The organism is Aldersonia sp. NBC_00410, assembly GCF_026342035.1.
In the GTDB taxonomy this organism is placed as follows: domain Bacteria; phylum Actinomycetota; class Actinomycetes; order Mycobacteriales; family Mycobacteriaceae; genus Aldersonia.
Window position 1 is genome coordinate 40831 of the sequence record NZ_JAPENM010000002.1, and the last position, 13385, is coordinate 54215.

At 65.1% G+C, this 13385-nt stretch carries 16 protein-coding genes and 1 tRNA gene; 4 read left to right on the forward strand and 13 right to left on the reverse strand.

Features of this window, described 5'->3' with window-relative positions:
* Positions 1 to 327 precede the first annotated feature (327 nt).
* Positions 328 to 951, reverse strand: a complete 624-nt coding sequence (locus OG921_RS03890) for a TetR/AcrR family transcriptional regulator (RefSeq protein WP_266111087.1) — start codon at positions 949 to 951, stop codon at positions 328 to 330.
* A gap of 75 nt (positions 952 to 1026) precedes the next feature.
* On the opposite strand from OG921_RS03890, the gene OG921_RS03895 reads away from it, so the two are divergent.
* Positions 1027 to 1455 carry an ester cyclase gene (locus OG921_RS03895; protein WP_266111088.1) on the forward strand — a complete coding sequence of 143 codons (429 nt, stop codon included), beginning with the start codon at positions 1027 to 1029 and terminating at the stop codon, positions 1453 to 1455.
* A gap of 466 nt (positions 1456 to 1921) precedes the next feature.
* Here OG921_RS03895 and OG921_RS03900 read toward each other — a convergent pair whose 3' ends face one another.
* The 6 genes from OG921_RS03900 to OG921_RS03925 all read right to left on the reverse strand — a co-directional run bounded on the left by OG921_RS03900 (position 1922) and on the right by OG921_RS03925 (position 6805).
* Complete coding sequence (locus OG921_RS03900; protein ID WP_266111089.1) at positions 1922 to 2605, reverse strand: VOC family protein; 684 nt, start codon at positions 2603 to 2605, stop codon at positions 1922 to 1924.
* A 107-nt stretch (positions 2606 to 2712) separates the two neighbouring features.
* Entirely contained in the window at positions 2713 to 3030 is a 318-nt protein-coding gene (locus tag OG921_RS03905) for a hypothetical protein (protein ID WP_266111090.1), read from the reverse strand.
* 408 nt (positions 3031 to 3438) lie between these two features.
* Positions 3439 to 5202, reverse strand: coding sequence for an MOSC and FAD-binding oxidoreductase domain-containing protein (locus tag OG921_RS03910; RefSeq protein WP_266111091.1), 1764 nt, complete (start codon positions 5200 to 5202; stop codon positions 3439 to 3441).
* Between the two features lie 42 nt (positions 5203 to 5244).
* A complete protein-coding gene (locus OG921_RS03915) occupies positions 5245 to 5424 on the reverse strand; it encodes a hypothetical protein (protein WP_266111092.1) in 180 nt (59 codons plus the stop codon).
* Positions 5417 to 6052, reverse strand: a complete 636-nt coding sequence (locus OG921_RS03920) for a pyridoxamine 5'-phosphate oxidase family protein (protein ID WP_266111093.1) — start codon at positions 6050 to 6052, stop codon at positions 5417 to 5419. Before OG921_RS03920 ends, OG921_RS03915 begins: the two co-directional genes overlap by 8 nt.
* A gap of 45 nt (positions 6053 to 6097) precedes the next feature.
* The gene (locus OG921_RS03925) at positions 6098 to 6805 is read right to left on the reverse strand and encodes an alpha/beta fold hydrolase (RefSeq protein WP_266111094.1); all 708 of its coding nucleotides are present in this window, start codon (positions 6803 to 6805) and stop codon (positions 6098 to 6100) included.
* A gap of 127 nt (positions 6806 to 6932) precedes the next feature.
* Here OG921_RS03925 and OG921_RS03930 point away from each other — a divergent pair, with 127 nt between their 5' ends.
* The 3 genes from OG921_RS03930 (at position 6933) to OG921_RS03940 (ending at position 9350) form a co-directional block, all read left to right on the forward strand.
* The gene (locus OG921_RS03930) at positions 6933 to 7091 is read left to right on the forward strand and encodes a hypothetical protein (protein ID WP_266111095.1); all 159 of its coding nucleotides are present in this window, start codon (positions 6933 to 6935) and stop codon (positions 7089 to 7091) included.
* 214 nt (positions 7092 to 7305) lie between these two features.
* The gene (locus OG921_RS03935) at positions 7306 to 7752 is read left to right on the forward strand and encodes a MarR family winged helix-turn-helix transcriptional regulator (RefSeq protein ID WP_266111096.1); all 447 of its coding nucleotides are present in this window, start codon (positions 7306 to 7308) and stop codon (positions 7750 to 7752) included.
* Positions 7753 to 7877: 125 nt separating this feature from the next.
* Positions 7878 to 9350, forward strand: coding sequence for an MATE family efflux transporter (locus tag OG921_RS03940; protein ID WP_266111097.1), 1473 nt, complete (start codon positions 7878 to 7880; stop codon positions 9348 to 9350).
* 1008 nt (positions 9351 to 10358) lie between these two features.
* Here OG921_RS03940 and OG921_RS03945 read toward each other — a convergent pair.
* The 6 genes from OG921_RS03945 to OG921_RS03970 form a co-directional block, all read right to left on the reverse strand.
* Positions 10359 to 10694, reverse strand: coding sequence for a putative quinol monooxygenase (locus OG921_RS03945; RefSeq protein ID WP_266111098.1), 336 nt, complete (start codon positions 10692 to 10694; stop codon positions 10359 to 10361).
* 333 nt (positions 10695 to 11027) lie between these two features.
* Positions 11028 to 11148: transfer RNA gene (locus tag OG921_RS03950), tRNA-OTHER, on the reverse strand.
* A gap of 379 nt (positions 11149 to 11527) precedes the next feature.
* Positions 11528 to 12367, reverse strand: a complete 840-nt coding sequence (locus OG921_RS03955) for an SDR family oxidoreductase (RefSeq protein ID WP_266111099.1) — start codon at positions 12365 to 12367, stop codon at positions 11528 to 11530.
* Positions 12364 to 12564 carry a hypothetical protein gene (locus OG921_RS03960; protein ID WP_266111100.1) on the reverse strand — a complete coding sequence of 67 codons (201 nt, stop codon included), beginning with the start codon at positions 12562 to 12564 and terminating at the stop codon, positions 12364 to 12366. Before OG921_RS03960 ends, OG921_RS03955 begins: the two co-directional genes overlap by 4 nt.
* Positions 12565 to 12580: 16 nt before the next feature.
* Complete coding sequence (locus OG921_RS03965; RefSeq protein ID WP_266111101.1) at positions 12581 to 12814, reverse strand: hypothetical protein; 234 nt, start codon at positions 12812 to 12814, stop codon at positions 12581 to 12583.
* 11 nt (positions 12815 to 12825) lie between these two features.
* Positions 12826 to 13368 (reverse strand): VOC family protein, encoded by a 543-nt coding sequence (locus tag OG921_RS03970; protein ID WP_266111102.1) that lies wholly within the window; start codon positions 13366 to 13368, stop codon positions 12826 to 12828.
* Positions 13369 to 13385 lie beyond the last annotated feature (17 nt).

A 13385-nucleotide genomic window follows, 5' to 3' on the forward strand; every position in this document is an offset into this window, starting at 1 on the left:
TGCACTGCCAAGGTTAGTGGTGGCTTGGCGATTCGGGCCTAGCGTTCGCGTGCCACGTCGGGTGCGGGTCAACTCCCGCCACGATTGACGTCAGGTATCGGGTTGGTCGAACTTCTGGTGCCCGAACGCGGGCGTGGAAGGTTTGGGAGGCGTGTGGGTGTTCATGCCAAGAGGAAGAGGGATTTCCGCCGCGTACACGCACAGACAGCCGAATCAGTCGGGTTGGCGGCCAAATCCGCGTGCACTGGGGTTGAGCATCCGCCCACGCGCCGGTCCGTGCATCCGTGAGCGCAGGGCAGTGCAGGCCACCCCCGCCGGGATGCTGGCCTAGTAGGTCAGCGCCGCTTCCAACTGGACGCTCAGCCACGCCTCGTATGCGGCTGGCTGCCAGCCGGAGCGGCGCACCAACCGGTCGTACACCTCGGGTGAGGTGAGCGTCCAGACCACGTCGATGAGCTCGTCGACGGAGCGACCTCCGGGGAGTTCGCCACGTTCACGGAGTCCTTGCAGGCTGTTGGCATTGCCGGTACGGCGCTCGCGATCGATGGTGGTCACGAACTCCTCCAGGACCACGTCGCCGCCCGGCCCGTGCGCCAGGATCACCCCAAGCAACGGGCCGACCCGGTCCCAGATCCGCCGGCACCAGGCAGCATAGGCACGGGCGTACGCCGCTGCGTCGAGAGCCTCAACGACAGCCCCGAACCCCGGCCGCTGGCTCATCGGCGTCGGATCATCATCGCCGGCCAGCAGCCCGTCGTACACCGCCTTGACGACCTCAGCTTTGCCGCCGACGGCGTTGTAGACGGTCTGAGGGCTTACCCCGGCGTGCTGGGCCAGCAGCGGCACAGTCATGGCAAAGAAGCCATCGGCAAGCAGGAGATCGCGCGCCGCGTCGAGGATGCGCGCACGGGTCAGGCGCGCCTGCTCGGCTCGCCGCTCGGTGTTGTACACCCTCTTGTCTCGTGACCTGGATTCCAATCGACTACCATTCCATTGGATTGATGTTCCAATGGAAGGATTGTAGTCATGACCGCGCTATCCCACGCGCTCAACGTCTTCGAAGCGATCAACTCAGGGGACTTCTCCTGCCTCGATCAGGCCGTCACCGCCGACTTCGTCGACCACGGCTCTCCCATCCCCCTGCCACCCGGACCGCAGGGCTACAGACAGATCCTCGCCGTTGTGCGTGACGTGTTGCAGATCCGCTACAAGATCGAGGACGCCTTCGAGACAGACGAGCGAGTCGTCATCCGCGCGGTCGCACACGGTGTCGGTGTCGACGCGATCCACGGCCAAGGCGCGGCCGGCAAGACCTACGCCATGCCGACTACCCACATCTACCGCACCGAGAACGGCCTCCTCGCCGAACATTGGGGCGTGCGCGACGAGTTCGGGGCTCGCATACAGCTCGGCACAGTGCCGCCCCCGGCCTTCCCAGCCCCCGAGGCCGCCTGACGAGACCCACCGACCCCGACCCAGTCCGTGAGCCGGACATACTGAACCGAGAACGGCCCCCATGGCAATGGCGCACTGCACCAATGGGACTCGCTCGGCTCGTCCTGTTCAACGTGGCAGCTGCTCTCCTGCCTCAAGGACCGGATGCCGCCGGCCGCTCGGGCGCCCGTCGAATCGTAGACACCGAGCCGTCGGCGAGCCGTGTCCACTCCCCCCGCGGGCGGTGCTTCTGTAGCAGAAGACTGCGGCGAGATTAGCAGGGCCACAATGCCTTTCAGAAGCACCGCTTCGATGGCCTCAGCGCGGTGAAATCGGCGTCGCCGGTATGCACGTCACGGAAGATATGCGACCTGCCCGGCCCGAAGTCGGTGAGGGCGGCAAGGAGCTGCTCGGGGCCGCACCGTGCTCTGGTGCATATGAATGGTGGACATTCGATGCTCCGAACTATGTTGGTGGGGTTGGTGATTCAGAGCGGCAAGGGCGTACCTGCCTGTTCGGCGACCATGTACGCGGCATACCAGGCCGGCCAGTTCTCGTCGTACTGCCCGCTGTTGCGCTGCTCGTGCCGACCGTGCGCCGCCGCGGCCCGCGTCAAGGCCGCCACGAGGTCGTGCTCCGAGGAGTAGCTGGTCTGCGAGGTGGTGATGCGCCCGGGCAACCGGGTGGTGACCTCCTGCACTAGCCAGCCGTTTCCGTCCGGGTCGTCGAAGGTGGCGAAGGAGCTGTAGCTGGCGCTGTCGTCGGCAGGACCATCGATGCGATTGCTCGCGTCGGCGGGCCGGAACTGCGCGCCCGGCGCGCCCGGATGGAAGACCGCGCTGACCTGGGCACCCTGCGCCGCGAGCTCGCTGCGCGCGGCCTCGATGTCGGAGACCACCAAATACAGGCCCTGGGCCGAACCCGGTGTCGCCGTGGTGATGTTTGCGCCGAACTGCACCGAGGTCCCCGAGCCGGTCGGCGTGAACTGCACGACCCGGAAGCCGTTATCGAAGGCGAAATCTGCATCCAGGCGCCACCCGAGTCTCGCGTAGAACCGCTTGGCCCGATCCACATCCGCGACGGGAATGACCACCGCCTCGAACTTCAACTCGACCTGCGGTGCGCACGTTCCGGCGTCCGCGTGCTCGGCGGAAGATTCGGTCGTGCTCATACGCTGCTCCTACGGTGGTGGTCGGACTGCATCAACTGTGTGCGACCCTGCCCAGCCCAGCCGCGCATGGCTCACTCGGCTCGACAATGGCCCGACGCTCATGCCCGCTACGCCCCAACAACCGCACGCAGACGATCGAGCGCGATACGACGAATCCCGCGGCTGGCCAGTCGGTCGAACTCCGGATCGACGACATCGGCACGCCCTTCGACGGCCAACCCGCACCGATCGCACTCGAATCGATACAGTCCGCCGTCGGCGCCGAGCAGCGCCTCACGACCACGGCCGAACTCGACCCACTCCAAGGAGCCCAACTCCGATGCGATGCGCTCGAACTCCCAGACCAGCGGCCGATCCTCGTGACCGTGATCACAACAGACGGTGAGCCTGGCACGCCCATCGCTCCCCGGTGCGCTATCGGTCACCACAACACCGGCCGAACGCGGTCGGGATCCGCAACGTGACCGCCAAAAGCCGCGGGTGACCATCCAAATGTGACGCCACGACCTCCGGAGCGCACCTCGCGGTTTGACGGGATGCGTTCCTCGAGCGTGCCGATAGCAACGGAAACGATGAGCAGACTCTATCGGCGCGCTCGACCCAGTTCAGTGAAATAACACAAAAACACCCAGCCGAACCGACGGAACGCACGGCGGCAGTCGGCCTGGCCGCCATCATCGAACACCTGGCCATCACGATAGGAGGCGACAACGACGGAGCCATTTCTCGGCGAAATAGCCCCGAAAGCTTTGCTTCCGGAGCCATTCCCGCTGATTGCGGCGACCGGATTCAAACCTGCGCTCGTGGGCCATGCGCCCCGGACGGGCTGCTGGTCAGATGTCGATCACGACAGTGTCGGTGGGTTGTGAACAGCAGATCAGGATGTTGCCCTCGGCGGGCGGTTCCAAGGGTTCGGGGTCGTAGCGGACGGTGCCTGACAGCAATGCGGTCTCGCAGTTGTGACATACCCCGGTGCGGCAGGACCACCGGGTCGGGACGTCGCAGGTTTCGGCGAATTCGAGCAGACTGGTACTGGGCGGTCCCCAGGGTGCCGAGAGTCCACTGCGCGCGAACTGAACCTCAGGCCCGAGTCCGGGCGGTCCTACGGGCAGGTGCGGAGGGATCGACCTCGCAGCGATTCCGGGTGTGAGGGCGGCTGCGGCGCCGAAGAGTTCGGAGTGCACGCGAGAGGGATCCAGTCCGTAGGTCGCCAGGCTGGAGCTGAGGCCGTTCATGAATTCCGACGGTCCGCACAGATAGGCGTCTGCGTCGCGTGGTAGGCCGAGGCCGCTAATCGCTTCGCGGGACAGCCGGCCCTGCTCGGTGAAGTCGATTCCGAGTCGGTCGGCCGCGTTTGGCCGGCTGTAGAAGATGTGGGAATGACTGGCAGACAACTGTTTCAGTAGATCGCGGCTTTCCTCGGCGAACGGGTGTTCCGCTCCGTTGCGAGCGCCGTGCAGCCACCAGAGCGGACGTTCCGAGTGCGTCGCCGCGAGCCAGTGCAGCATCGAGAGCACCGGGGTGGCTCCCACTCCGGCGGAGAGCAGGATCAGCGGCGCGGTTGCGTCGTTGAGGAAGAAGGTGCCTCGTGGTGCGGCGACGTCGAGGTGATCACCGGGGTGGACGTGAGCGTGAATGTATTCGCTGGCCAGGCCATGTGGCTCTCGTTTGACGCTGATCCGGTAATCCGCGGACCCTGGCCGGTTGGACAGCGAGTAGTTGCGGACCAGCGGCGCGCCGTTCGGGTCTGGATAGAGCCGCAACGTGATCGACTGTCCAGGAAGCCATTTCGGGAGTGGCGCACCGTCGGGGTCGATCAGCGAGACTGAGCGTACATGTTGACTTTCGTCGTGGGCAGCACTGACACGTAGGGGGCGAAACCCCGTCCATGCCGGCGGTGGGCTACCCGCAGCGGCTGTCAGTCCGACGTTCCCGCCGGATCCAGCCGGGTTCTGGGTCTGCTCCGCCAGGCTCCAGAGGGACGATTGCCAGCCGGGGCTCAGTGCCGGGATGCGCAGTGCGCGTTGCAGGGCGTCGCGGGAGTGCCCGGGCAGATAGAGCAGTGCGTCGATCTCGGCGACCGACACCTGCTCGGGTCCAGAGCTGATCTTGACGATCTCCTGGCCGGCTTCGACTTCGCCTTCGGTGATCACCCGGCAGTAGAACCCCGGTCGCCCGTGCGAAACCAACAGTGCCGCCATCCGGGGCTCGCCGATGCGCATGCCAGCGCGGTAGCAGGTGACCCGCGGCTGGGTGACCTCGAGGACCGCCTGCCCAATCCGGTACCGGTCTCCGATGCACACCTCGTCGTCGGGCAGTCCGTCGACGGTGAGGTTCTCCCCCAGCAGACCTGGCGCCAGGTCGTCACGGTCGAAGACTTGCGACCAGTGCCGGTAGGAGTCGAGTTGGTAGACCAGGACGGCGCGGTTTTCCCCGCCGTGGCCGCCGAGGTCACCTTGGCCGTCGCCGTCGACATTGAGCCGACGGACCATCCGGGGCCCGGTCACCGGTTGTTTCCACGCGCCGGTGTAGACAGTGCGTTGATTCCATTCGACATTCCTCGGCATGCCGACGTTCACCGACGTCAGTGTCGCCATCACGTTTTCCTTTCTCGGGGTGAAGCGATGATCGATCGGGTCTCAACCGAAGCCGGGCACGACCGACAGCGCGGTGACGATCGTCGCGGTGCACGCCGCCATCACCCACAGCGTGAACGCCGAGGCACGTTCCCTCGCTGCGGGATCGGGGCGGATGGGGCTGTCCGGGACCGATGCCCTGGCCACGTCGCCGTCGTGGGTGGGTGAAGGCGAGCTACTCACCGCGGTCGAGCTTGTCGCGTAGCCGGGTGTTCTCGGCGTGCAGCTCTTCGAGTTGGCGCCGCAGCGGAGCGAGGTGTGTTTCGAGTTCCTCCACTGTGAACCGCACAGTGATGTGCTGAGGACAGTTCCAGTCGAAGGCCTCGACGGCAACCAAAACGACGCGCTCGACAACGGCGTCGTAGGCGGGATCGGCGAAGCTCTCGACCAGAGTGGGATCCTGTTCGGCGGTGACGATGAGGGCGTGGCCGTAGATCTTCAGCCGGCGCTGATGGAGGTAGTCCATGGCGATCAGGGCGACCCTGTTGTCGCCGGCGACGTTGCCGGTACTGATGTACTGCAGATTGCCGCGGAAATCAGCCCACCCGATGGTGTGGTCGTCGACGACCCGCAGGAACCCTTTTGGGCCGCCACGGAATTGGACATAGGGCCAGCCCGTTTCGCTGACGGTCGCCAGGTAGAAGCTGTCCCGCTCCGCGAGGTAGTGCTGCTCGTCTTCGGTGAGCACGTCGGCACCTGGTACCGCTGCGCCTTGAATCCGTTTGCGGTCGTAGAACACTTGGCTGCCGTGGTCGCGCTGGACGTCGCGGACCGCCTCGGTGAACGCGATGGCGCCGTAATGCTTGCTCACCGGGATGCTCCTTAAGATGGTGCCGGGGGCGTCTGCGGACCGGGCTCAGTGGGCGAGGAACGCCAGTAGTTCGTGGTTGACGTCCTCGGCGTAGGTCCACAGCAGACCGTGGGGCGCCCCGGGAATCTCGACGTATCGGGCACGAGGAAGGAGAGCGCGCAACGGACGAGCGGTGGCATCGATCGGCAGGATCCGGTCGTGAGTCCCGTGGACGATCAAGACGCCGATGTCGTATCCGGCGATCTTGGCCACGTCGGTCCGAAAGTCGGTAGCCCACGTGATCACCGCGGCGACCGATGCATATGCCGACCCCGAACACGCCACCTGCCAAGAGCTTTCGATGACGTCGCCGCTGACGCGGATGCCGAGGGTCTCGTCGGTGTTGTAGACGTCGGCACAGAATTGATGAAGGAATGTGTAGCGGTCTTTGACCGCGACGGCCAGAGCCGAGGCGAAGACCACGCCGTCCAGACCGGCAGGGTTGGTGTCGGTTCGCAGCAGGTAAGGCTCCAGGGCGGCGATGAAGACCGCCTTGTCGATCCTGTCCGGCCCATAGCTGCCCAGGTAGCGGCCGATTTCCCCGGTGCCCATCGAAAATCCCGCCAGGACGACGTCGGTGACATCAAGGACCTCGATCAAGGTGTTGAGGTCAGCGGCGAACGTGTCGTAGTCATAGCCGATGGCGGCGCGACCCGAGCGGCCGAAACCGCGCCCCGTTTCGACGGCCTCGGGGACATTATTGGGACATTGCACTTTCCCTCCCGCCGCCGGCAGCAACCAATTCCACGAGCTCCCGCTGCGCCGATGCCAACGGAGGCGACACGCCCGGTGATCCACATTCGCCTGACCGTACCGTCGCCCTGTCCGACACTGCGCGGGAATGGTCACCACCGAGGTGCTCGCCAACCTGGTCCTGCTCGGAATCGGCGGATATGTCAACTTCGGCGCGGTAGCGCGCACTCGGCAGCGAGACCCGGATTCCGGCTGCCCGGGCCGTTCGACCACGCCTGCGCTCCGATGCCCGGCTTGCGGCCCGTAGTGCGGGCGCCCTAGATCCCTGACCGTTCCCCGACAGGGTGAGCAGCTGTTGGTCCGGGAGAATCCGACTTGACGACACCGGCCTGTACGAGCATGGGCGCCCGGACTTGAACGGCCCTGGACTTCCGAGCAAGTGGCCAGACGGGTCATTGGCTGGTTGGCGTCAGGGAGTGAGGACGTTGACAGTTAGATCTCTAATCATTAGAGTTCTAACTATGAACAACGCGACACCTCCCTTGGCGAGCAACCTCGAACTGCTCCGGTGGATCGGGTGGGCACAGCAGCAGGCTGGTCTCGAATGGATCCGCGACCGTGACCTCAGCCACCAGCAAAGCTTCGTCCTCGGTTACCTGACCAAGGAGCCCGGGGCGATCCAGCGCGATATTGCCGAGATGACGCGGACTACCCCGGCAAGTGTCTCGAGCCTCCTATCGGGGCTCGAGGCGCGCGGGCTCGTCGAGCGTCGGACCGAGCCGGGAAACGAGCGCAGCAAACGCGTCTACGCGACAGACGCCGGCATCGAACTCATCGCCGGCTTCGACGACGCCATGCGGGAGACAGAGGAATCGATCCTCGCCCCGCTCGACCGAAGCGAGCGCGACACCCTGCACACACTGCTCAGCAAGGTCACCGCACAACTGCCCCGGCCCACCCGGGAATGACCCGAGGCGTGCGCCGCTGAACCACGCACGCTGATCCCCCTTTCGCCGCGTCGGCGCCCGTCGCCGCGCTCTCAGTCATGCCCTGACGTCCTGCCGGCGTCACACCCTGCCCCGAAGGAGCAATCATGAGCCTGTCGAACTCCACCGATGCGAACGCCGTCGGCACCAACCGCTGGTACCTGTCCACCGCGCCGATCCTCCGCGCACTCGTGCACCTCTGCGTGCCGATGGCCGCGGCGCTGATCGTGAGCGCCCTCTACAACGTCGTCAACGCCGGTTTCATCGGTTCGCTTCACGACGCGACGCTACTGACCGCCGTCACCCTCGGCTCGCCGATCCTCGGCCTCATCATGGCGGTCGGGGGTGTGTTCGGAACCGGTGGCAGCGCGCTCATCTCACGTTTGCTCGGAGTCTCCGAGAACGAACCGGCCAAGGCCGGCGAGATCAAACACGTTGCCTCGTTCTCCGTGTGGGGCGCGGCCATCGTCGGGGCAGTCCTCGGCGTCCTCGGCCTCGTCTTTCTAGATCCGCTCGTCAGCTTGCTCGGCGCGAGCGGGGGCGTGGTGCCGGCGACCGGTCAGTTCGTCGGGGTCATGCTTGCCTTCGTCCCGGTGCTCGCCGCATCGTTCTGTCTCGAGCAACTCGTCCGGGCCGAAGGTGCGGCACGGCAGGTCATGATCGGGCTGATCGCGTCGACGATCGCGAACGTCGTGTTCGATGTGCTGTTCATCCTCGTACTGCACTGGGGCGTCGCCGGTGCCGCGATGTCGGTCGGGCTCGCCAACGCCGTCACCGCCGGCTACTTCGTCACTTGGCTCACCCGGCACAGCGAACACGTGAGCCTCGCACCGAAACACTTCCGGCTTTCTTCCTCGATCATCAAGCCGGTGTTCGGTATTGGCGTCGGAGAACTTCTGCAGGCCGGGTTCCTCATCGTCACCTCTCTCGTGCTCAACAACCTCGCAGCGGCCTACGGCGACGGCCCGCTCGCCGCGATGGGTGTCGCGGTCCGCATCGCGCAGGTTCCGGAGTTCCTGATCATGGGTGTGACGCTCGGAGTGCTGCCACTGCTCGCCTACTCGTTCGGGAAAGGCGACGCACATCGTCTCTCGGCATCCGTGCGCGCCGCCGCGCTGACCGTCGGCACAATCGCAATCGCGTTCTCGGGCATAGTGTTCTTATTCCGGGAGCAGGTGTTCTCGGCCTTCGTTGCCGACCACACACTCCTCGCCCTCGGTACCACCATCATCACTGCGCAACTGGTCTCGATGGTCTTCAACGGATTCGCCGGACTCATCACGTCGCTGTTCCAGGCCACCGGTCGAGCGCTTCCCGCGACCATCATGTCGATGACCCAAGGAATTCTCTTCATCCCGATCGTCATCCTCGCCAACGCTTGGTTCGGACTCGATGGCCTCATCTGGGCCCTCACCGTCAGCGAAGGCCTCGTTCTCGTCGCCGGCATCGTGATGTGGCTGGCCGCGCGGGGTGCGATCGCTCGCGGCATCGCCGACGCCGGCGCCGAACACGCCGAAGCCGTGCCCGAGGACGCGGAGTTCGCGGGCCGATCAGCGGCGCCGGAATACGCCTCGACTTGACGCGCAACGGCTCGACCGCCGCGATCCGACGTCGGGGCAACCAACACACCGCAACGATTCCTCCCCGACGGCGGCGAGGTCGGCAAAGTCGTCCACCGGCCGCTGGAAGGCGACATCGTTCACAAGGACATCGACTCCCCCCAGCGGGATCCGTAAGTCAGTCCACTCCTGAACTTCTCGATTACCTTCGGGGATTTGCCGCAAGATGCTTCCCCGGCGACATCCACGCTCAAATGCAGTGCGGTTCCATCCGTTGAACGAGGGCTGAGCCGACGGCACCGAATGGATCGCCGACGGCCCCCCGCCGCACAAGCACCGGACCGAGACACGCGGCGGATCCAGCTCTACACAAGCCTCGCCGGTCCGCCGGTGGACACTGCCGTGATTGAGTCCGACGGACCATCTCCCGAGCGGCAGGTCACACCGCGCCGACGCACGCACCGAGCGATACCGCGCCCATCGAGAATCCCGCCCGGCGTGTCCACGCCACGGTCAACGCGGATCTGATCAAGCCCCCGCACACCGCCAGCAAAGACCCGAATCCACGAATCCTACTCAGCGTCCATCTATTTCACTCGACCGAAGCCAACCAAGGTTCGATACGCGTCGGTGGCGGGGAAGGGCCGGCTGGATGGACACTCGACCAACACCGCGATCGGGTGACACCCGATGCGCATGCCAACCTCGAGCCACACGTCGACCTAGCAGAACTCACCTGGTCGAACTGGTCCTCATCGCCCGCATGGTGGCGGCACGCTTGCGAAAGGCGCTCCAGAAACCTGGTGACGACCGGCTGGTATCAGGCAACATCGACGAACGGACGGCGCGCGTCGACGTCCTGCGCGCCTCTGAGGCCCCGGGAGGATGATTTCGCCGTCTACTGGACGCCCCCAACAGGGGATGTGTCGTAATCACTTTATCGGTCGCCAAGCAGGTCGAGTTAAAGTGTTGCTGTGGAAGAGATTTCAAACTTCCACTTACTGCGTGGCCCGCACAACCAAAAATCGTTCATTCGGTGTCGCCAGGCAAAGTAGGTATGGCCGAATAAGGGTGTGCCTCAATGCGCATCGGCGGCTCAGCGAGAAGGTCGATGATCTCGTCACGTAATTCGTCGGCCATGTCGCCGGTCTCGTAGGCGTCCTTCGCCTCGACCGATCGGAACACCTCGATATTCCACAAGACATCCGGATCGGCGTCTTCGCGCAGCATGATGAACCGGTCTGATGAGTTCGATTTCTCCATCCCGATGGTCGCCAGTTCGAACAAGCGATCGCCTTTTCCGGGCTTTGCGCGCATCTTGATGATGTATGACGGCTGATCTTTGAACGCCATGACGTGAACCATCAACTGGCTCCTCGGCCCGCAGTACCGCCAGCAGGTGGCCTAGCGCTCTCTGCTCAATCGCGAACGGCACTCGATGCCACGACGTTCGGTACCAGTGGAGTCACCAAGCGGAACGTCATCGGAAGCGGAATTGGTAGCCGGGACCAGCGTCCACTCCGATTCGCGCGCTGAGCTGCATCTTTGACGCGAATCGGGACGCCGGGCGGGCAGTCCGGACCTTCCGCCACGCGAACGGAATTTCATTTTGGCCGGATTTTGGCCGTATGACAACGTCTATGGTCGGAATTTTCTGGTACATCCGAACCGAAAATTCGGCTTGACCTGCGGCTTTGATGGTGGTCCCGGCTGGGATCGAACCAGCGACCTTCCGCGTGTGAAATTGACACCACCCCAAGTGATTTCGGAATTACCAGGTCAGACCGGACGCACCTCCCCCAGTTGGACCAACTGGACCGGTACGTCCGACGCGATGGCCGGATACTGGCCACATGGACAGTCGACCAACAACGTGGTCGGGTGACACCGAGTGCCGGGGCACCGCGTGTCACGGCCGACCGGGCACACCTTTCGATGATCGAGACACGCGAACCCTCCCCTTGGTCGGTGCCGCACCGCATCGCCGTCCCCGCACGCTCGGCGGCGTGGCGGACATTGGGACACGGGCTACCTCCTCCCAGGCCGGCAACAACACCGGTTCCCGGGGTTGTCCCGACAACGCGAGGCGACACGCCCGATCATCGGCGTCGCCCGGGGGTGGTCGTTCATCTCGTCCCTCGAGGGGGGGCGGGAATCGACGGTGCCGTGAAATTGCCGGGCCGACCATTTCGTCCGGGTCATCTGGCGGATTTGTCATCGGATCCCATCGCCCGACGACTCATCCGCACCATCAACCGGACCAGCACGCCGCGCGGAATCGGGGAGATAAGTCTGGCACCTCGCCGAATTTGCTTGCCGGCCATACACGTTGGGTCCTTTCCGAGGCTCTTGAACGCCGCGCTGACAACTTCTTCGACAGCAGTCGCGCCAGGGACGGGCTCGTCCGGGCCGGCGAGCCCACGCTCCCCGCGCAGGCGGCGCAGCGAGGGCGTGTCGGTTTCGCCGAGCACGACCCCGAGTGCGTCTACGCCCTGATCCCGCAGTTCGGCCCAGAGAGCCTCGGCGAAGATCATGTCGAACGCCTTCGTGGCTCCATAGGCGGCCATGTTCGGGGCCCCGACGAACGCCGCCCCGGAACTGAGGATGACGATGCCGCCGCGCCCTCGCTGGACCATCGCGCGTCCGTAGTGGTGACTGAGCTGCATCGGAATCAGGCAGTTGCGCTGGAGCATCCGTTCGGACGCAGTGATCGAGTTCTCGAGAAAGGGTGCGAAGTCCGCGTCGCCACCGGCGCAATACACGACCAGGCCGATCTCGACATCGGCCGTGGCGGCGACGATCGACTCGGTGGCGTCAGGTGCGCTGAGATCGGTGACTAGCACGCGGGTTTCGGCGCCGGTGCGGCCCTGGATGCTTTCCGCGACTTGGTTCAGTATCTCTGCGCGGCGGGCGAGCAGGACGACGTTGATGCCATTGCGAGCGATCGCCTCCGCGAATGCGGCGCCCACGCCATCGGACGCGCCGGCGACGAGTGCCCAGGGTCCGTACTTCGACTTGTCGACGGCCACGCTCTTCATTTCCCGACGCCGCTTCCCCGGCGGGACGCGAGTCTGAGGCGGACGGCGTCGCGCCGGGCGAACAAACGAGCTTCGTCCTTGGTCGTCGCAGCCGACTTCGCCGGTAGCGCGATGAGCGGCCTGATCGGGCGACCAATCGGCTTCCGCGACAGTTGCAGAAGGGTGGATTGGCGCGTGAACGGTTCTTCGACGGTCATGATCATCTTCCTGTCGTCAAGTCTTGTAGACGATCCGAACTTGGGACGACGCGCCAACCGTCGCAGTGACCATCGCGGGGTCGCGACCGTCGCAGCGAAGCCAGAACGCCGGCAGGTCATTGGGCGTCGGGTGGAGTGATGTGTCGCCGCGACCGTGGCCGGCAGCGCTCAACACCTCGACCGCGGCAGCACCGATGCCAGTCGCTGCGCCCGTCACCACGATCCGTTGTCCCTCGAGTAGTGTGCTCACCCGTAATGCCGTCACTGTCCTGTGAAGGAGCGGATCGGATCGGCGCCGTCCCAGCCGTCGGCCGCAGCACGAAGAAAGTCCCCCAGCCCGTTCGTGATCTCGTTGAGTTCGGAGATTTCGATGATCGGGGCGGGACCGTTCGGGGGCTCCAAGTAGGCGTACCGCACTCCTTCGGCCTCCCCGCCCGACCACACCACCGGCCAGCCGGCGTCCCCGGCGGACTGCACTGCCGTCTCGTAATCGGTTGCCCAATAGGCGAACTGGTTGAATCCCTCGCGCCCGCTGGCGAGGAACTCGGTGTAGATGCTGGGGTCACCGCCTTCTTGTGCGATTACTTCGAATTGCATGTCCCCGGAGTTGGCCAGGGCGATGGTGAGCGTCACCTCGCACGGCTCGCCGCGGTAAAGCGTTCGCAGCTGCTGCCCACGAACTACGTACCACGGTCCAACGCCGAGCGCGACCCACGACTCGAGTGCCCGGTCGAGATCGTTGACCACGAAGCCGATCTGACGGATCGGACCCGGCAGCGCTACCGGCGGCGTCGAGAGAGTCATGCTCCTCCTAGGGTTTG